The 19,041-nt window shown below is 41.8% G+C and carries 16 protein-coding genes; 9 read left to right on the top strand and 7 right to left on the bottom strand.

All coding sequences use genetic code 11. The features are described from left to right. Positions 1-23: 23 nt before the first annotated feature. The 6 genes from Q9312_RS07440 to Q9312_RS07415 all read left to right on the top strand — a co-directional run bounded on the left by Q9312_RS07440 (position 24) and on the right by Q9312_RS07415 (position 3,077). Positions 24-284 (top strand): hypothetical protein, encoded by a 261-nt coding sequence (locus Q9312_RS07440; protein WP_309203961.1) that lies wholly within the window; start codon positions 24-26, stop codon positions 282-284. Positions 285-318: 34 nt separating this feature from the next. Continuing rightward, positions 319-789 (top strand): hypothetical protein, encoded by a 471-nt coding sequence (locus tag Q9312_RS07435; RefSeq protein WP_309203960.1) that lies wholly within the window; start codon positions 319-321, stop codon positions 787-789. Positions 790-865: 76 nt separating this feature from the next. Next, positions 866-1,288 carry a DUF6678 family protein gene (locus Q9312_RS07430; protein ID WP_309203959.1) on the top strand — a complete coding sequence of 141 codons (423 nt, stop codon included), beginning with the start codon at positions 866-868 and terminating at the stop codon, positions 1,286-1,288. Positions 1,289-1,338: 50 nt separating this feature from the next. Further along, positions 1,339-2,007 carry a hypothetical protein gene (locus Q9312_RS07425; RefSeq protein WP_309203958.1) on the top strand — a complete coding sequence of 223 codons (669 nt, stop codon included), beginning with the start codon at positions 1,339-1,341 and terminating at the stop codon, positions 2,005-2,007. Positions 2,008-2,273: 266 nt separating this feature from the next. Then, the gene (locus Q9312_RS07420) at positions 2,274-2,534 is read left to right on the top strand and encodes a hypothetical protein (RefSeq protein ID WP_309203957.1); all 261 of its coding nucleotides are present in this window, start codon (positions 2,274-2,276) and stop codon (positions 2,532-2,534) included. Positions 2,535-2,795: 261 nt separating this feature from the next. Continuing rightward, positions 2,796-3,077 carry a hypothetical protein gene (locus tag Q9312_RS07415; RefSeq protein ID WP_309203956.1) on the top strand — a complete coding sequence of 94 codons (282 nt, stop codon included), beginning with the start codon at positions 2,796-2,798 and terminating at the stop codon, positions 3,075-3,077. Positions 3,078-3,806: 729 nt separating this feature from the next. On the opposite strand, the gene Q9312_RS07410 is transcribed toward Q9312_RS07415, so the two are convergent. The 4 genes from Q9312_RS07410 to Q9312_RS07395 all read right to left on the bottom strand — a co-directional run bounded on the left by Q9312_RS07410 (position 3,807) and on the right by Q9312_RS07395 (position 10,923). Then, positions 3,807-4,187: a hypothetical protein gene (locus Q9312_RS07410; protein ID WP_309203955.1), complete on the bottom strand. Its 381-nt coding sequence runs from the start codon at positions 4,185-4,187 to the stop codon at positions 3,807-3,809. Positions 4,188-4,405: 218 nt separating this feature from the next. Then, positions 4,406-8,050, bottom strand: coding sequence for a translocation/assembly module TamB domain-containing protein (locus tag Q9312_RS07405; protein WP_309203954.1), 3,645 nt, complete (start codon positions 8,048-8,050; stop codon positions 4,406-4,408). Next, a complete protein-coding gene (locus Q9312_RS07400; RefSeq protein ID WP_309203953.1) occupies positions 8,047-9,831 on the bottom strand; it encodes an autotransporter assembly complex protein TamA in 1,785 nt (594 codons plus the stop codon). Before Q9312_RS07400 ends, Q9312_RS07405 begins: the two co-directional genes overlap by 4 nt. A gap of 186 nt (positions 9,832-10,017) precedes the next feature. Next, complete coding sequence (locus tag Q9312_RS07395; RefSeq protein WP_309203952.1) at positions 10,018-10,923, bottom strand: patatin-like phospholipase family protein; 906 nt, start codon at positions 10,921-10,923, stop codon at positions 10,018-10,020. A gap of 102 nt (positions 10,924-11,025) precedes the next feature. Here Q9312_RS07395 and Q9312_RS07390 point away from each other — a divergent pair, with 102 nt between their 5' ends. Further along, positions 11,026-11,649 (top strand): DUF2799 domain-containing protein, encoded by a 624-nt coding sequence (locus tag Q9312_RS07390; RefSeq protein ID WP_309203951.1) that lies wholly within the window; start codon positions 11,026-11,028, stop codon positions 11,647-11,649. A gap of 101 nt (positions 11,650-11,750) precedes the next feature. Here the strand turns inward: Q9312_RS07390 and Q9312_RS07385 are convergent, their stop codons facing one another. From Q9312_RS07385 to Q9312_RS07375, 3 genes are all read right to left on the bottom strand, one after another. Then, on the bottom strand, positions 11,751-12,590 hold the full coding sequence (locus tag Q9312_RS07385) for an alpha/beta hydrolase (protein ID WP_309203950.1): 840 nt from the start codon (positions 12,588-12,590) through the stop codon (positions 11,751-11,753). 24 nt (positions 12,591-12,614) lie between these two features. After that, a complete protein-coding gene (locus Q9312_RS07380; protein WP_309203949.1) occupies positions 12,615-14,444 on the bottom strand; it encodes an Lnb N-terminal periplasmic domain-containing protein in 1,830 nt (609 codons plus the stop codon). A 79-nt stretch (positions 14,445-14,523) separates the two neighbouring features. Then, positions 14,524-14,991, bottom strand: a complete 468-nt coding sequence (locus tag Q9312_RS07375; protein ID WP_309203948.1) for a DUF3015 domain-containing protein — start codon at positions 14,989-14,991, stop codon at positions 14,524-14,526. Positions 14,992-15,629: 638 nt separating this feature from the next. Here Q9312_RS07375 and rnr point away from each other — a divergent pair. Further along, positions 15,630-18,137, top strand: coding sequence for a ribonuclease R (gene rnr, locus Q9312_RS07370; protein WP_309203947.1), 2,508 nt, complete (start codon positions 15,630-15,632; stop codon positions 18,135-18,137). A gap of 54 nt (positions 18,138-18,191) precedes the next feature. Then, on the top strand, positions 18,192-18,935 hold the full coding sequence (gene rlmB, locus Q9312_RS07365) for a 23S rRNA (guanosine(2251)-2'-O)-methyltransferase RlmB (RefSeq protein ID WP_309203946.1): 744 nt from the start codon (positions 18,192-18,194) through the stop codon (positions 18,933-18,935). Positions 18,936-19,041 lie beyond the last annotated feature (106 nt).

The raw sequence follows: 19,041 nt of genomic DNA, 5'->3' as shown, positions 1-19,041 counted from the left end.
TATGTGTAAAAAAGGAATATGAGATGAGTGCTAGAAAATATCTAATAAAAGAAAAGAATGGTCTTTTTGTCCTAGCAATAAGCGAACAACCTCAAGGTTACTATGTTGGCACTGTTATATGGTATGAGAAATCGGGGCAATGGACTGAAAACACCCTCAAGACTGATTGGCACACTAAGCATTTTTTAGAAAAGACACATGATGAAGTCTACGAAAAAGCAATTGAATGGGTAACTAGAACTCTGGGTGAGCCAATAGGTATCGAAGAAACGACAAACAACTAGCCTAATTGGCAGGTGAAATACATGGAGGGAGATAATGGAACATAATTTTGAGCGATTAAAAGCGCATATATTGCCGCTCTCTGAAGCTCACACATTCAACCTAGCAAAGACTGAATGGAAGCTAGTCGGCGTCGAAATGCACGAAGATTTCGATCATTGTCCATGTGGGCAGCAGATAAAAGAGTTATGCTATCTCGAAAATCAGAAAAATGGTAATAAAACATATGTTGGTAATGTTTGTGTGAATCGCTTTATCGGTATTGACACCGGCAACCTCTTTGCGGGACTCAAACGCATCGCACTAGATGATAAAGCTAATGCAAATGAAGATCTTATCATCCATGCTTACAACATGGGTTACATATACAGCGAAAAAGAATTCAATTTCTTAATGCAAACAAAAAACAAGCGGAAGCTATCCCCCGCGCAGTTATCGTGGAAACAAAAAATTAATCGTCGTATTGTTAACCAAACAGTTGTGCGAAAGAATGAGAATAACACATAACAAGTCACTCGTTCGGACGCAAACTACGCTGCGCTTCGTTTGCGCCCCACAGCTTCAACGTTATGTTTCTTAGCCTATGAAACGATTTGATCTGAAAGAGCATGAAAGAAGGATAGATAAACTGATTGCTAATCGGTTTAGTGCTTCTTTCATGTCGAATTCAAAGTGGGAGCGATTTTTCACTGCGCTCGATGTAGATATGATCAATATAAGGGCCATGCTACTCAAGCGGGTAGGCCGTATAGACCCGCATGTAACCTATATGCCAAAAAAGGAAGATTTAGAGAAAATCTGGGTATCTGAAGGCTATAACGACTGTAGCTACTTCTACAAAGAAATTGAATGGCTTGAGCTGATAAACGTATACAAACCGAGCAATATTCCGTCTCAGTATGTGTATCAGAATATAGATGATGCAGAGAGTATAATTAATAAAATCGGTAAATTTGAAGTTGAGAGAACTCCGGGTGGGCTGAGAGTGTATGGGTACAAAACATAACAAACAGCGGCAGAGTGACAGCCAACGCCTGCGCTGGACGTTAGCTGAATATGAAAAAAGAATTCGTACGTCACTTTAAAGACCAGGGCTACAGAATCAATAGCTCGAAAGGAGAAGCTTTTAAGAAAAATGGCGACATACACTACTTTCTTAGAATTTTCTCCTTTCGGGATATTGATGATAATGAGAGTCTATATTTTAAGTTTGGTGTAAATATAAATTCACCTTTTGAACCTAGTTATTGGCCCTTTGAAAATTCAGTCTATCTCGGTGAGTTTTGCTATGGCGGTGAACGCACAGATGAGTGGCGTTTGGACCAGCTAAATGAACTGATATCAGTGGCTGAAGAAATAGCAGTCCCTTGGATTGAAGAGAATATGAATCTTGATGTTGTTTCAAATCATATTCGGTGGCTCATAGATAATGGAATTAGGTGGTTGGAGCCTCCACAATTTAAAAGTGAGCAGGCTGCATTGTCCCATGCCGGACAGCAGATCGAAATGCTAGGTGGCGGACCTGGTAATAAAATATGTCATAATTGGGTCAAGCGTTTGTATAAGCCCTTAGCTATTGTCCAAGATATTGCTGGGTGCACTGATAAAGCAATTGAATATATAAATTTATATCTTGAACATATTTCTACTGAAAGTTTTAGAACGAATGAAATTGAGTGTATTAATAATGCAATTCAATCGGGTAATTGGCCAAAAAGCAGCTAACAAATTGCTAAACAGGGGCCCAGCTACGCTCCACACAGTTTGTCGCTCACTTTACCACAAACTGGTTTCACTCTGCTGGGCCCGTTAGCAAGGCGTTAACCACCATTATGAAAAAAATACTACTTGCTCTGATAATTCCGTTAATTTTACTAGTCCACTACGGTTACTATGTATCTACCGAACGTGAATTTAAAATAGCGCAGCGTGCATTCACAATTGGAAGCTGGGACGCATGTAAGGAGGGGCCAACTATATTAGAGCGTTACATGTCTAACTTGGCGTACTATCACTTGAGGTTCACAGGAGCGGGAGAGCAATATGTTTCAGATGGAGGCTCATTGGTTTACGTCGCGCTGGGTGTCAGTAAATGTGGATATGGTACAAGTGGGTATAACCTTGATAATGAAAGAGTTAAACGAGGTATAGAGCTTGGATTGAAGTATGGAGAGGACATTAATAAGGTATATACGAATGGCTTGCGTCCATTACATACAGCTACGACGATAAATAACCCTGGGTTAATTTGATACTTAATTAGTCATGGAGCAAACGTATCATTAAAGTCCGAAGCGTTGAGTTATATGGTCCAAAGCTCTATGACCCCTATGGAGTATGCGCATAGCATGGAAGAAGAATTTGGAATGGATCTTAGTCTCGCTAAACAGGCACTGAACCAAGGTGGTTAACAAAGCAATCAACCGAACTCCACATTGCGTAGTTCGCTTCGTTAACTCTTCTACGTAATGCTTCGCTCGGTTATTGCGGAGTTATGCATAAAAAAGGAAATCATGAATCGTTCAATCATTAAAGAAGGAACCTGGTTATACGATAATAAAGCTCTATCTAAAATTGCGATAGAGTATCGTGATATTGCCTATGGCAGTGGAGATTACGAAGATTCGGTAGAAGTTAGTGAGGATAGGTTGGGAGAATTTTTCTATATCATTTTTTATTCTCCCGCCGAAAAAGACAGAATAGTCTCTGAAACGGGGCCCTTTGGTTCGCTTTTAGAAGCCGAGGCTCATTGTGTTAACACAACAAATGGCACAATTAACTGGCAATCAAAATGAAATGCATAAAAAGGCAAATTCACATGGATAAATTTAAGCAGCTCTATTTCGTTCCAAAACTTAAATTTCCCAGTGATTTGAAGCGTTAAATAATGGAACCATCAGCATTAAAAGTAACCGCGCAAGGAATATTCGTTGGATTTACAGTGGTTATTGTGATCGAATTTTTTCGATTAGATCTCTATCATAATTATATATATGCAGAAAGTTTTTTTGACTCTTGTTTGAGAGAACATGACGTTGAATATTGTTCGCACTATGCTCCTTATCTATTTCCATATGTACTCATATTTATAGGGTTTTATTGGACGTTTGTTTTTCTCCTTACGTTCTCGTTTGGCTTTTTGTTCACTAAATCATATGAGAAATATCGAGTTAAAAACTTCTTGATGCTATCAATTACTGTGCTTATTTTTGGTGGTGGCCTGCATTCACTAAACGTTCCAAACATGTGGTATATAAGTACATTTATGACTTTATTAGTAGTATTTATGGGATTTATGCTTGGGAATAAATGTAATAAGAAAAATCAACAGATTTAAAGTCGCTAATTAAAATTTTAGACACGCTACTTATGCGCACCATGCGTAAAAAGTGGAATTGTTCGATTAGATCAACCTGTTAATTCTAATCTCTTGTCTCGAGTATGAGCTACTACAATTAAGTAAAGACAAACATTGAGATCAAGTATCTTGATGTTAGTGAGGCATTTACCTGATTCAGCCAAATCTATTCGGTGACTCGTATCATCGGAGCTATGCGAGAAAACTCTTTGAATAATCCAACGGCGGTTGCCTTATTATGATCGTGCAAATTGATAACCAATACTTTTCTTTCAAAGTCTATCGTATTGGCATTGATGACAGTACCCTTTAGCATTTTCTTCTGTAAGGCGGCCCCTCGTTGTTCTTCCCATTCATAGAAGGCTTCGTAACCATCGGCTTGTTTAGACACGGTTAAGCAGGTTTTATAAATACCGTCCCAATGGCCACACCATTGGCCTTCAAAACCAAAGGATTCTTCAGCCAATGTCGGTTGTGAAACGATGAGGGCAATAAAGCAACTGATAAAAACCAATGTCACACTAGCGTCATTAGAAACCGTTTTCATGAATACCTCTCCAACTAATCTAATAGCCATACAGGCTTGTCTATGCCCAAAGCCTTCTAGATACTACCTTACTTAAACGAATACCATTCAACTATAGTCGCAGAATAAAGTAAGTGTTATAAATTAATCGGTCGAATAGGATTATCTTCTTTACTCTGAGTTGTTCTTTTCCATAGAACTTAAACCATACGTTAAAATTACTCTACTAGAAGTTCAAGCTAATTTTCAGATTCTTTCTCATTTTTCTTATCACGACCAAATTTGGTCCGATACGTCAAACTGGTACTGATTTCTTCGCCACTGATGGCTTCAAAACTGAGTTTTGGCGTGAGCTTGTACTCAATGATCCAGCCTGTTTGAGTTTGGTTTTGTGAGTCTATTGTGGTTCCATAACCAACGCTCAAGCGCTCATTGACTTGCGTTTCGATATTTACGCGAGAAGTTTCGGCCGTGCTACTGCTGGTTATCTTAATGCTTTCAATTCCTAAGGCTTGACCAATCTTTCCCGCAATACGGTTTGCACCTTCAACACCCAGTCCTATCACCGCATTGGCAAGAGCGTTGCCTTCATTACTCGAAAGTGACTCTATTGAACGACCTGTTAGGAGAAGGGCTACAATATTTTCTTCTGGCATGGCAGGTTCAGAAAAGAGTGTAAGCTTTGGGTCTAATAATGAACCATCGGCGTATACCCCAACTTTTATATCATCAATCTTTCTCGACGCAGCAATTTGAATGCCTGGGTTATCGGCAGCACCCAAAAATATTAACTGCCCTTGTTCTATTTCTAAGGCTTGCTTATACGCCTCAAATTTACCATTAATGAGTCGAAGCTGACCCTCAAGCTTAATTGCCTGACCAGTTTCAGCCAGTAGTTTTAGCTTGCCCGTAATATCACTGCTCAAACCTAATCCAGTGAACGATGCCGTTTCACCCAAGGCTAAATTGAGCGCAACACGATAGGTAAAAGGACTTGGGTTGAGTTTTGGATTAACGAGTAAAATTTGGTCTTCAGAAACGGAGACTTTATTCTGGGGTATTTTATTTACACTGATTTTAGCTTCATCAATCAATAGATCGCCGTTTACATTGAGGTGATTGTCTTTATATTCAGCGAACAATTTGGGTGAGACAACAATCTTCTGCTCTTTAGAATCGATGATGGTTAGCTTATCGCCTTTTAAATTTGCAAAGCCTGATAGTTCAGGTGAAATTTTAACTTCGCCATTTAAATCCAATTTTCCTTGTTGATTAAGTAATGTGCCTTGTAAAGTAAATGTATCCATCACGGACTGAATATCGAGATAGGAGTCTTTGATATTGAGGCCTAACTCCTCCATTACAAATTCTTGTACTTTTAATTGACCATTACCAGTAAAGTTAGGGTGCGCTAAGGTTCCGCTAAAGGTTGTTTTGTGTTGCCAATTGATATCGAGTTCGTCAATTCGACTTTGCCATCGTTTTAGCCAATCAAATTGCGTCAGCGAAAACTCACCATTTCCTTTAATACGACTATCAGTATTCATTGGCCAATTGCTTTGCCAATCTAGCTTAGCCCAGTCATTATCAAACAATTGAACGTACGTATCACCGAGCAGTTTATCTTGCTGTAATGATAGGTTGAGTTGAAAATTTGAAATTGGTATTTCGAATAAAAATGACATCGAGTCTTCACTGGTTGTACTTGAAAGATTCGTTGCAATCTGCGGTTGCTCAAGGGCTATTGACCAATCATTTAGTGTATTTACTTGCGCAATTAATTGACCAGAACCAGCCGCTGAACTAAGTTCAAAATGAGACCACTGACTCTGTTCTGCAAAATGCTCCCATGTTGCGGCCAGTTGGTAAGTCTTGTTTTGATGACTAGACTTAAAGACCATTTCAGTAAACACTAACGCGCTACTCGTATCTTGAAAGCTAAGTACTGGGCTTTTTAAATCAATATCGAACTGATTGATCTGATCGCTTTTGCCGCTGACGGTTGCTGAGCCATTGAGTACGCCTGCCAATTCAAAGGGTAGAGAAAATCCTAATACGTCACTCCAACTCTGAATGGTTGCGACATCAAATAGCTTGAGTGAGCTTGATAAATGCCAATCGCTTTGTACTAAGCTACCTGTGTTACACCAGTAGCCGCGTTGTTGTAAACATAAGTTGTCGATTGTGAGGCCACTATCTAGCAGTTCCATTTGGGTGGATGTGATTGATGCTGACTGGTCGTTGTGCTTTAGCGTTGAGCGAAAATCCTTAAGCGTCCACCCAGTGTCAAGCACGCCTTCTCCGGTTGCTTCGAAGTCCGCTTGATTGATTTTAGTAGACAACTGAAATTGATGTTTTTTCAGCAAGCCATTCGCGTTTAATTGAAGATCATGTAGCTTCAATGTTGGTAGATCGTTTAACTCGACATAGGCTTCATCTAATAAAATAGCAACATTGAGCTTTTCGTTGCTTTTATAATTCCAGCTCAATTTCTCTGCTCGTATTTGTGGCATAGTAATGTTCGCTAGCGAGCCATTTGAGCTGATCTCTAATGGGCTATGGGTATTTTTATGTGATAACTTGTTAACTGAGTTTAAATGCTCAATATTAGTGATTAACCAATCAGGCTGCTTATCCATATTCGTTTTAATACTGACAGAAAGATCCTCATAGGGTAGCTTATTGACATTGGCGCTGGCTAAAACAGTGGCCGATATTTCTGACAGTTGAAAGTTGCCTTTTGTTAACTCAAGCGCTCCATTAGAGAGTCTCCAATCGAGGTCGATTTGGGTCGGCAAACTGACCGGAACATTTGGACGTATTATTTGGTCGAGTGACATGTATTGGTCGACGGTTTGTTCAAGGTTTCCCGCTAACACTAAATTACCTGACGCTAGATGTCGCCAATCGAGCAATGACTGAACCTGAAGCGATTGGTTCAATTCGAGCTCGTCTTTATTGAAGGTAAACTGACTGGATAGTTTTGATTCTAACCTTGGCCAGTCTAAAGATAACTGATTGGTCGCTTGAACGACAACCAGTTCGCTGGCTATTCGATCGAGGCGTGCATCGGCGAGGGTGGTTAGTAGTTTAAGTTTTGGTTTTCCAGCATTGTAATCCAGTTCAAAATCACCTTGAGCTCGAACGGTTTCTTCACTTAACTCAGAGGTTTGAAAGACCAGTTTTCCTTTCGATTGTTTTAGTAACTCGCCACTTACATCTAAAGTCAGCGCATGTCCTAAAGCCTTTACCTGAGCATTAATAGTGGCTGGCCAGCCATCCTGAGGAGAGAGCTCCGCAGACATTTTCAAATTAACCTGGTTAATTTGGGCTTCGATATTTTCAACGGATAACGCATTACCTTGCCAAAGGAACTTTTCTAGTAGAACATCATCGATTTGAGTCTCACTCAAAGTTTGTTGGCTTGAAATGGATTGAGAAAGCAGTGTGATGCTGTTCGCTTCAACTTCATCGAGCCTTATAATCCAGGGTAAACGAACATCAGGAGGAATAGGCAATTCATGTAAATCGCTCGAAAAACTTTCCTGTTCATTGCCATAAGTAACGATGTTTATGTTTTCAGAGTGAATGTTTGAACACCAAACTTGATCAAATAATAGCTCTAACCAGTGACACTTTATCGAAATGTTTTTTCCGCTAATATTCATCGACTCAGAACGCCACTCAACGGAGTCTATTTGTGTTCCATGAGCGAGTGTTCCCTGCACTGTGCCGAGTTGAAGTTCTTTGGGAAGGTAGGGTTGCGCGCGATTAAGTGCAAACTGTAGCCCTTCAGTGGTGTTATAAACCCAACCAAATGCAATGGCGCTAACAATGAATAGCCCCAAAATTAGCAGTAAGAAGGTTCGGAGAATAGACTTCATAAATCCGGACCTATCGTAATATGCCATCGCCACTCTTCGGTTAGGTCAAGTGCTTTAGCTACATCGAGGCGTACTGATCCAACGGGGGTAACCCATCGAATACCGGTACCTACTGACTTATAAAGCGATTGATTGGTGTCTGAACTAAACGCATTACCAGCATCGACAAACCAAGCCCAACGCCAGTTGTCTTTAAACTGCCAGTCGACTTCGAGTGATTGAGTGAATAAATACTTTCCACCGATCACTTCATCGAGATTGTTCGTCGGGCCCAAGGTTTGATAAGCATAACCACGAACCGAAGTATCTCCGCCAGCAAAGAATCGATAGCTCGTCGGCATATTATTGATAAAATCTTGATCTTTCATAATGGTGAGCCCAACCGAAGTACGACTTAAAAATCGCCAATGCTCACTTATTGGTTGAATCCATTTTAAATTTTGTTCCCATTGCCAAAAATCCAGCGTTGGATCACTAATGACGTCATCACTCATTCTAACAATAGAGCGCCAGTGAAACCCTTTTTCCGCTCGAAACGGATCGCGAGTACTGTAGTAGTCAACTTGCCAGCTTGGCACCAGATATTCTAAGTAGCTTTCTATTGTCGCATTCTGAGAGTTTTCTTCCGTTGCAATGGTCGCGGCAAACTGTTGAGTCCAGAAATCCGATTGTTTAATGATCCAACGACTTTCGAATGAACTGATTTTACTGGAAGCGATGGAGTCATCTTTTATTTGATAGGACGCTCTGCCTAACCATTCGCTTCCTGGTGTTTGTAGAGGAATTCGGTAGATAAAGGCGACACTTTGGCTCAATGAGTTTGCCTCTGCGGCAATGCTATAACGATGACCCTCAAGATTGACTTGTTGATCTTTCCACTCAACTCCAATTCTTCCGCGAGAGTCCGTTCCATAACCGAGGCTGGTTTTTAATTCGTATTTTGCTCGACTTAATACATCGAAGGTCACCGCAACGGTATGATGTTGATCATCAATGTCTTGATCGATACCGACACTTTCGAAAAATCCAGAACGGTTTAATTGTTGCTGAATTTTCACCAGTAAGTCGGCATCGTAAAAGTCGCCTTGTTGGATATCGACATAACTTTGCAGTAGGTCGCCTGAAAACTTATTTTCGCTAAACTGAACAGATTTAATGGTATATCGCGGGCCTAACTCTAGTACCCAATGGATGTCTGCAGTGGTGAAGTCTTTCGCAACGATAAGTTGACTCGTACTAAAGTGAGCGCTTAAGAAACCTTTATGACGAGCGGTTGAGAGAAGTTTGTTTTTAGTCGTTTGGTACCGCTCATGATTGACGGTTTGCCCAGTGACCAGACCAAGATTATTGACCAGATTGCTTAATGCTTCCGGCAATACAATGTTGTCTTTTATTTTCAGATCAATCGATTGCCACTTGGTTTCTGGACCTGGTTGAATCGTTAAATACCAATGACGGTGATCACCGGTTAGATCTAACGTCGGTCGATAATAACCGAATGCCTGCAGTGCTGCGTTACTCTTTCTTAGAATATATTCATTAGAGCGTGGTAGGCCAAGCGTTGAAAAGGTTAAGGTTTCGTCTTGTACATCGAGGTGGGCTTTTACGTTTTCGAGAAGTTGATCCTCGATACCCGTGATATCAATAGGCGTACCTTGCAAAGGTTGTTCTTCACTATGAACACTCAATATTGAAAAGATACCAAATGAAAGCAGCAATAGACGTGATATTACTCGGCCGCAAATACGATGATTTGGGGATTTAACGGATAAGTTCAACATACTCGACGATGAACACCCTCTGCGTTACCTGAAGAGGTGACAAGCAAGTAATGCTGTCTGAGCACTGGGTTTAACAGCATAATAAACGGATAAGTCTCTCGTTAAATTTTCAATTAATTTGGCGCTCTATTGTAGCAGAAAAAGCCTAGCAAAAAATCACCAGAAAAAGCGTTAAAGAACGCACCTCTAATTTAAATGACTCAGTTGCTCTAAATTTCTTAACACGCACTGTTCTCCTTCGTTAATAATTTCTTCGGATTTATCCGTTTCGAGAAAGCCTATGTGAGATAACCTAGGGTTAAAAATGATATCGGCAGGATCTCCAGCCAAGCGGCTTCGAGTAATCCGATCTTGCATGATATTAACGGTGCAAGCAATAACGTCCATGATACCAGGCGCGTTTTCCTTTTCTTTTGAGCCAAATGAAAACCGCTCATTAATGGATTGTTTGATTTTAGAGCTGACCTTGCCGATGGCCGTATTTTCAAGTTTGAATAAGGAACCTCGTTCTTTCGGAGTAGGAGGTTCTTTCGGGGCCAGTAAATCATGATTTAGGTTAACGCCTATAACATGGGTTGCGCCAAGCGCTCGACAAACGGTTACCGGAACAGGGTTGACGACGCCGCCATCCATAAGCCATTGATGCTCACGCTTTACTGGGGTTAATAAACCTGGGTAAGCGCCTGATGCTCGAACTGCATCCCAAATCGAACCTTCTGTGAGCCACACTTCTTTTCCCGAGTTCATATCACAAGCGACGGCGGCAAAAGGAATGGGAAGATCTTCAATTCGATAATCACCAAACTCGGTTTTCAAGAAGTGGATAAACTGTTCGCCATCGGCAATTCCACCACTGGCGAAGAGATTGATATCTAGATGGCTGAGCATTTTTCGAGTGGTTTGCTCTTTGAACCATTGTTCTAAAGCACTTAAATGACCCGTCACATAAGCGGCACCGATCAGTGCGCCCATCGATGTGCCGCAAATAATATCAGGCTTTACACCCTGTTGATGCAATGCTCGAATAATGCCGAAGTGGCTGATTCCTCTGGCTGCTCCGCTGCCTAAGGCTAAACCGATTTTTTTATTCATGGGTCGTCAAATTTAACTTTTTACATACTTTACCATTAGTCAAACTCAGTCAAAAGATGCTAATGTATTTAAATAAGTTTTTCCTAGATAAGAGAAATAGAAATGGTAAAGCCTTTTATTAAAGTTGGACTGATGGTTTCCGCTGTTATTGGATTACAGAGCTGTGCAACCCTATCAAAAGACGAGTGTCATACCGCAGATTGGAGAACCATAGGGTTTGAAGATGGCTCAAGAGGCTATAGCTCGCAACGTATTGCTAGCCATAGAGAGGCTTGTGCTGAGTACGGCGTGACCCCAAATTTAGAGCTTTACATAACGGGACATCGTCAAGGCGTTCGAAATTACTGTGTTCCGAGCCGAGGATTTTCATTGGGTCGTAGTGGTTCACAATACAATAATATTTGCCCTGCAGATTTAGAGCCTGACTTTTTAGCGAGCTACCGTCAAGGACAAGAAGTACATGCGATTGAACAAGAAATCCGCAATATTGACCGTGATATGAATGCCGTCGACAAAGAAAGAAGCGATCTTATCCTAGAGATTGAGAAAAATGAGAAAATGATTGTTGCGAATAGCACATCACCAAAGCTACGGCGTGAACTGCTCGAACAGAATAAGAAGTTAGAAGAGTTGATTCTCGAAAAAGATGATGAGTTTCACCGCTTAGAGTCGCAAAAAAATTACTTAGATCGTCAAGTCGACCGGTTACTGAGAAATCGCGGCTAGTCTCATTATTCGTCGAAGAGCATTGCTTCCCGAAAGAGCATAGCCTTCCTAAAAGGCAGTCACTTCCTTGAGAGCATCAGGCAAAACCTCGATGCTCTCGCTTAATTACTGTCTTCACCTGTTTGTCGTTTTAGAAAAGCCAGCAACTCTCTACGATATTGTCTGTTTTTTGAGCTGTTAATATGCGGTCCGACGGTTACAAAAAGCTGGCTGTTGGGACTTTCTCGATGTAATTTTTCAGCATGCTCGAAGGGAATTATCTGATCGTCTTTACTATGAATGATTAAAATGGGTTTGGTAATTTTTTTGATATGAAGTTCAGGATCAAACTCCGTGATTGCGGTCCATGATAAAGGGTATTGAAAAAGCCAAGTGAGCCAAAATTCCCCGAGACTTTGTTGAGCAATGGTTTGGTAGCTCGAAAAACTGGCCTCAAAAATAAAACCATCGACCCGATTGGCAAGTTCTGGGGCATGAGCGAATGCGGTGATGGATAAGGCACCGCCGAGGCTTTGACCAAACACAAAAACCGGTAATCCTTTCGAGTAGTTGTCAATGCTATAACGGCTAGTGACTAAGATGTCATTCATCGCCCCAGCTACTTCTGGTACTCCATCCGATTGGCCGTATCCACGATAATCGAATAAAGCCACTTGATAACCCTCGTTTAAAAGCCATACAACGTTTTGGAAATGCGTCGAAATGTTTTCTGCGTTACCGTGGAAAAAAATAACAGTGCCAATGCATTGCTTTTGCGGCTTCATTAGCCAGCCGTGCAATCGGTTTTGATCTGGCTGATGAATTAAAATGTCTTGGTACTCAATATTAAACTGATCGGGTGTGTAATAGACGTGTTTTTGTGGTTGAAAAAACAAATGAGTACATCCGCTTAAACTCATAACCACGGTTGCGTAAATCAACGCTTGGTATAGTCGTATCATAGCCGTGCTATCTTACTCTAGAGGTTACAGGTAATAGAGGTATCCAAGTTTTACATCATTGAAGTAGAAGTCATTGAACGATTGTCGAGAGATATCCACTCGAAATGCCGAATTCTTTGACAAGTTAGCGTTAAAGCTCAAGGCAATAGAGCTTAGCTCTAAATTTGATGCATCAACATCTCTACCGTATTCATAATCGATTAACCACTGTCCATATTGGCTTTCGCTACGCCAACCAAGGTTTATTGCGGCTAACGTGCTAGGTTGGTCGGAGTCATGATTGGTTTGTGTGAGCTTAACTCCGTAGAGCATATAGTACATCGATTGATTACTTCCGAAGGTACTGCCAACTTTACCGTCTAAGTATTGCATAAAGTCGCTCTCATCTGACGAACGATGCATTCTTTTTCCACCAACTTGAAAACTCCAAGACAGAGGACGCATGAGATCGTTGTGCGGCGATAACGACTTTAGAGATAAGAGCGTTAGGTTTTCGATTTTGCTGGTGTCGTTGACACTGAGTGATAAATTTAAAAACTCAATCTGTGCGCCGGCAAGATAGCCTGCGGAGTTATCTAATAAATCGTGATAGGCCACGCGTCCAGAAAGAAGTAACGCAGAATCGTTATTTTTGTATTGTACCCAGGTACCAAGTCGATAAGCGTCATGACCATTTTCTGGTGCTTCTGGCTTTGATAGTTCTTGCGTTGGCAGGGGAGTGTTAATTTTACTTCGAGCTCTGAGCAACGCAAAGCCTAGCTCCGCACGGTCGACAGACTCTCCTGCATCGGATAACTCATAGCGGAGCCATAAATTAAGTGTGTCGTACACATTGGCTTTTTCTACGTCGGTCAGCGCTTGGAAGGCTGCAGAGTTTAACTGACCTTGATCCTCAATTATTTGCATGACCCACTGTTGTTCAATCGAACTTAATGATTCGTATTGATTTAATAGCTCAGTGCTTAGCGATGCGCGATATTTTGCTTTTGAAACCAGTTGGTTTCTTAACGTACTTTTTAAAACATCGATAGGAACTGCTCGACCTTGGAACTCTGATAACAAGTCGAGTTCAGGAAAAATAACTGCCAGTAAAGCGAGAATACGATAAGCACAGTTTTCGTCAATAAAGTAGTAGTCAATTTTGACGTCTTTTAGCTCCCACAAATGCAACATCAATCGACGTACTTGCGTGACGTTTAAATGCAACGGATATTCCCAGATATCTCTGTGTTCAATGTCGTTGTATTCTTTAACTTTCTCATAGTAAGGAACAATGGTGTAGGTTCCGGGATAACCACCGCTTAACCCTTTAACCATGTAGGTAATGGAGCTGTCATCAGACTCCACATCGGCACCATAATTGACACTGTACGCCAGTAAGTCATTATGTGAGTTGCTGGTATCTAGCCGCAAAAACAAATGCCCAAACATCGAAGATGGGCTGTTCATATAAGATGCTGGAAAAATGAGCGATACATTTTGTGGATTCAGTTGTTGCATCCACTCGAACAGCTTGGGGCATTGCTCGGCGCTAATTTCATTGGATGACCAGTTCAGTTGACTGGCTAACCATTCATATCTAGCGGGAAAACGACAGCGTAATGTTGGGTTTTGACGGAACTCTCGAACTGCGGCATTAAGTTCAGAGACGGCCGTTCTTTCGTCGCTAAGAAAAAATTTAGCATCGTCGACTTCACTCGAACCATCGAAATCAATTATGTGCAGTAAACGCAACCATTGCGCTTCTTTGGCGAGAGTGGAAAGTGGTTTAGTGGGTTGTTCAGTCGATGGCGAAGTATTGGCTAAGCAGAAAGAAGAGACTGTGAAAATACAGGCAAGCAACGTCCGTTTCATGAAAAAATGTCTTTGGCTGAATGAGTTTACAACTAGGCAGGTATGAGAGAAGGAGACGTTGCCGCCTCCTTGAATCGTATTAAGCCGCGTAAGACTTTAATACGTCATCTTTCTTCAAAAGTGCAACGATGTTTTGGATCGCTTCGTCAGAAGTGGTTTCTGTTGAAGTGAAAACTTTATCGAAGTTACTTTTTAACAAAGCATTGAAGCGAGCTTTGTCTTGAGACTCTACACCTAATAGCTCCGCGAGAGCATTGAGTGCTTCACCGTCACCTTTTGACATATCGGCCGCTACTTTGTCGATATTTGAATCCATATATAGAGTAGCAACTTGAATGGTTTGGCTGGTGTTGCATCCTAAGGTACCAGAAGTCATACCGAAGGTTTGGTTACCAGAAGTACCATTGGTTGTTGCAGCTAAAACATGAGATACAGTACCGCTTTTGCCTTTAAAAACTTGCGCACCAAGTCCACATCCTGGGCCTGCTTCAGCCATAACAGAAGTTGAACCTACAAGTACGATTGCGCCTAAAAGAACTTTCTTCATTGTTTAATCTCCATTTATTAGTCCCACATTCAAAATAATAGGATTTCAATTAATGTCAAATAAAATATTGTATTGATGAGAACAGCGCCCGACTGGCATAAAAAATACACTCATTATTTGATGCCGATTAAAAGCGCTAAAAACTCATGATTCATTGCCTTTTTTGCAGGAACTGGCGCAGTTCTTACGGTATTACTTATTCGAAGAATAATGCAAGCCACTGTTATTAAAATTTAAGAATGTTTAAATAATATCATTGCGAGATATTTGAGGCTTTACTACTCTTTTGTGAGTATCAAATGGTGTGAGTACCAGAATGATGTGAGTGCAAGAATGGTGTAAGCACCAGAGTGAGAGATTGAGAACTAGAACCTGAGAATGAGAGCCAGGGAATAGAAGTCACTGAACGATAGCATCGAGAGAGACCTCTATGAATTTTTCCCAGAGTGTTCGATAGCGAACGGGCGAAAGCTGGCGCAAATGATCGTGAAGGGTGTTCAGGTGAAAAGATTGGCTGACGGGTCGTAAGTTCGGCGGGTGACATGACGGCGACGAAAGGTATTGATAATATCAATTGCTAATTCTGTTTTACCGCAAAGTCCGTTAAACTCTATGTATAACCGTTAATCAGGATACTTATGCCTAAGAAGAATTCCACGAACAACAGCGGGCGCGCGTCGAAAGCGAAAGCCGCTCAATCATCTCCAGAAACCTCCGGTACTCATGACGACCCTCATTTTGATCGTGAGGCACAAAAGTACGATAATCCGATTCCCAGTCGAGAATTCATCATCGACTTCCTAAAGCAGCACGCAGGCCCAGCTCACTTTCCTGAAATTATGGCTGGATTAGGACTGTCGGAAGAACAGGACCTCATTGCTTTAAGCCGACGTCTCAAAGCGATGGAGCGAGATGGCCAAGTGATTCGCAATCGCCGAGGAGCCTATGGGCCGGTTAATAAGCTCTCTCTCGTTACCGGCAAGGTGATTGCGCATAAAGACGGCTTTGGCTTTTTTACTCCCGATGAAGGTGGTGACGATTGGTTCATTAATGCCCGTGAAATGCGCAAAGTATTTCACGGTGAAAAGGTCGTTTGCCGTGCTCGGGGCGTTGATCATCGCGGACGCGTCGAAGCGAAAATTGTCGAGATTCTTGAGTCTGAGCAACCGATTCAGTTGGTTGGTCGTTACTTCCAAGAAAGCGGCATTCACTTTGTTAAACCCGACGACAGCCGCTTTTCGCAAGATATACTCATTCCGCCTGGGCAAACGTCAGGAGCGACCGAGGGGCAAGTGGTGGTAGCTAGAATTACCACTCGACCCAGCGATAAAACACAGCCTGTCGGAGCAATTGTTCAAGTCTTAGGCGAATATTTAGCGCCTGGTATGGAAATTGACATAGCGATTCATAATTATGGAATTCGCCGAGATTGGCCAGATGCCGTGCAAGACGAAGTGCAAGCACTGTCACCAGAGGTCGCTGAAAAATATAAACTGAATCGCGTTGACCTGCGTCATCTTCCATTGGTGACGATTGACGGTGAAGATGCTCGCGACTTTGATGACGCGGTTTATTGCGAATGGAAAGAAAGTGGCGGTTGGCGTTTGTGGGTTGCCATTGCTGATGTATCGCACTATGTTCAGCCTGGCAGTGCGTTAGACGATGAAGCCAGCCAGCGGGGGAACTCTGTCTATTTCCCCGAATATGTGGTGCCTATGTTGCCTGAGCAAATTTCTAATGGCCTTTGCTCATTGAACCCAAAAGTCGATCGCTTATGCATGGTGTGCGAAGTAACGATCAGTTCGAAAGGAAAAATCAGCGGCTATCAGTTTTATTCAGCGGTGATGCATTCGAAGGCTCGCTTAACCTATAACAAAGTTTGGGCTATTTTGAATGGCGATGACGAGTTACGCAAAGAATACGCGGAGTTAGTTCCTCATCTAGAAAACCTTTACGACCTCTATCAAGTACGGGCGAAAGAGAGACATAAGCGAGGGGCGATTGAGTTTGAAACCGTCGAAACGCAAATTGTGTTTAATGAAAATCGTAAAATTGATCGAGTGGTTCCCGTTATTCGAAACGATGCGCATCGAATTATTGAAGAGTGCATGATTTGCGCAAATGTGGCAGCGGCGCGATTTTTCTTAAAGCATAAAATCCCTGGAATGTTTCGAATTCACGAAGGTCCATCGGAGAAAAAACTCGAAGATTTACGCAGTTTTCTTGGTGAAATGGGCTTGTTTTTGTTTGGTGGTGGTACGCCTGAGCCAGGTGACTATGCTGAACTATTACGCAACGTTCAAGAACGCCCCGATGTAGAACAAATTCAAACGATGTTGTTGCGCTCAATGAGTCAGGCTGTTTACTCTCCTGACAACATCGGTCACTTTGGACTAGCTTTCAAAGCCTATACTCACTTTACGTCACCTATTAGGCGTTACCCAGACTTATTAGTGCACCGAGTGATTAAGTCGTATTTAACGAAACAAGATCCAGAACATAATTACAGTGGTGCGGTTAGTTATAGCCATGAGCAGTTAACTCAATTTGGCGAAATTTGCTCGGGTACTGAACGCAATGCTGATATGGCGACTCGTGACGTGATGGACTGGCTCAAGTGTGAGTTCATGTCGAGTCATATCGGGCATGAGTATATGGGCGAAGTCGTTGCGGTAACTAATTTCGGCTTGTTCGTTCGTATTCAGGAATTTCATATCGATGGGTTAGTGCATATCACTGCTTTAGGACGAGACTACTTTAATTTTGATGCCGGCAAACAACGGTTGGTCGGAGAAAAAACTCGGGTGGTTTACCAGCTGGGTGACGAAGTTAAAATCATTGTCGCCAGTGTCGATTTAGAAGACCGAAAAATAGATTTTGACTTAGTGCCTGATGATGAGCAGCGCAAAGCGGCTCCGTTATCTGAGCGCGAGAAACTTTATCGAAGGGCTCAATCAAAAGCGTCGGGTGAACAGCGAGAGGGGCGTGGTCGTTCAAATTCGAAATCGGGTGATGGAAAAAAACGTTCGCCCAAAAAGAAGACAACCCCGAAAGGTAAAAAAAGCGAGCGAGCTAATAAGTCGAAGAAAAAGAGCGGTAAAAAGATATCCTCGAATAAGAATACTCGCAAGAAAACAAAACGCTAAAGAATTTTAATAGCATACCTAGTTTGAAAAGTAGTTTAGGTTAAAGGTAATAACATGAGTGATAAGATTGTCTATGGCATACATGCCGTCGATTTATTATTAAAAAAGAGCGTTGATCAAATAGATAAAATCTATTTGCAAGCCAACCGGCAAGACGGAAAAGCTCAAAAGCTTTTAAGTTTGGCTGCAAAAAATAAAATACCGGTCGTTCGGTGGGACAAAACCAAGCTTGATGCAATGACCGATGAAAACCATCAAGGTGTCATTGCTGAGTTAAAACAAACGGGCTCGCTGGTTCAAACCGAAAACGACCTCTATCACTTGGTCGAAAACTCTGAGCAAGACCTTACAATATTAATATTAGACGGTGTCACCGATCCTCATAATTTAGGGGCGTGTTTCCGAACCGCTGATGCAGCGGGCGTTGCGGCCATCGTTGTGCCGAAAGATAAATCCGTTGGACTAAATGGCACGGTACGAAAAGTTGCTTGCGGTGCGGCTGAAACAGTTCCTTTTTTTGCAGTGACTAACCTCGTTCGAGCACTTAAAACGTTACAAGATCTTGGCGTTTGGATTATCGGCACGGCTGGTGAAGCTGAACAAAGTATTTACCAGACTAAGTTGTCAGGAAAGATTGCTTTAGTGATGGGTGCTGAAGAAAAAGGCATGCGCAGACTAACGCGCGAGAATTGTGATGAACTTTTTCATATTCCAATGCAGGGTAGTGTTTCAAGTTTAAATGTATCGGTGGCGGCTGGAGTTTGCCTTTTTGAAGTGGTGCGGCAGCGCAGCCTCTAGTTCGAACACGACTATTTAATTTCCAGTATATTTTTAAGGTACAAAATATATTTAAGTTAAAAAATATATTTAAACGCCAGTATATATTTAAGCTCGAGAATAAACA

The organism is Pleionea litopenaei (assembly GCF_031198435.1).
Classification (GTDB): domain Bacteria; phylum Pseudomonadota; class Gammaproteobacteria; order Enterobacterales; family Kangiellaceae; genus Pleionea; species Pleionea litopenaei.
The sequence above is the reverse complement of the archived record's forward strand: the minus strand, read 5'-3'. Positions and strand labels throughout refer to the sequence as shown.

Bases quoted from the DNA above. Each gene is read 5' to 3' on its own strand.
- Q9312_RS07440 (WP_309203961.1), top strand. From the start codon at position 24: ATGAGTGCTAGAAAATATCTAATAAAAGAAAAGAATGGTCTTTTTGTC.
- Q9312_RS07435 (WP_309203960.1), top strand. From the start codon at position 319: ATGGAACATAATTTTGAGCGATTAAAAGCGCATATATTGCCGCTCTCT.
- Q9312_RS07430 (WP_309203959.1), top strand. From the start codon at position 866: ATGAAACGATTTGATCTGAAAGAGCATGAAAGAAGGATAGATAAACTG.
- Q9312_RS07425 (WP_309203958.1), top strand. From the start codon at position 1,339: ATGAAAAAAGAATTCGTACGTCACTTTAAAGACCAGGGCTACAGAATC.
- Q9312_RS07420 (WP_309203957.1), top strand. From the start codon at position 2,274: ATGTCTAACTTGGCGTACTATCACTTGAGGTTCACAGGAGCGGGAGAG.
- Q9312_RS07415 (WP_309203956.1), top strand. From the start codon at position 2,796: ATGAATCGTTCAATCATTAAAGAAGGAACCTGGTTATACGATAATAAA.
- Q9312_RS07410 (WP_309203955.1), bottom strand. From the start codon at position 4,187: ATGAAAACGGTTTCTAATGACGCTAGTGTGACATTGGTTTTTATCAGT.
- Q9312_RS07405 (WP_309203954.1), bottom strand. From the start codon at position 8,050: ATGAAGTCTATTCTCCGAACCTTCTTACTGCTAATTTTGGGGCTATTC.
- Q9312_RS07400 (WP_309203953.1), bottom strand. From the start codon at position 9,831: ATGTTGAACTTATCCGTTAAATCCCCAAATCATCGTATTTGCGGCCGA.
- Q9312_RS07395 (WP_309203952.1), bottom strand. From the start codon at position 10,923: ATGAATAAAAAAATCGGTTTAGCCTTAGGCAGCGGAGCAGCCAGAGGA.
- Q9312_RS07390 (WP_309203951.1), top strand. From the start codon at position 11,026: ATGGTAAAGCCTTTTATTAAAGTTGGACTGATGGTTTCCGCTGTTATT.
- Q9312_RS07385 (WP_309203950.1), bottom strand. From the start codon at position 12,590: ATGATACGACTATACCAAGCGTTGATTTACGCAACCGTGGTTATGAGT.
- Q9312_RS07380 (WP_309203949.1), bottom strand. From the start codon at position 14,444: ATGAAACGGACGTTGCTTGCCTGTATTTTCACAGTCTCTTCTTTCTGC.
- Q9312_RS07375 (WP_309203948.1), bottom strand. From the start codon at position 14,991: ATGAAGAAAGTTCTTTTAGGCGCAATCGTACTTGTAGGTTCAACTTCT.
- rnr (WP_309203947.1), top strand. From the start codon at position 15,630: ATGCCTAAGAAGAATTCCACGAACAACAGCGGGCGCGCGTCGAAAGCG.
- rlmB (WP_309203946.1), top strand. From the start codon at position 18,192: ATGAGTGATAAGATTGTCTATGGCATACATGCCGTCGATTTATTATTA.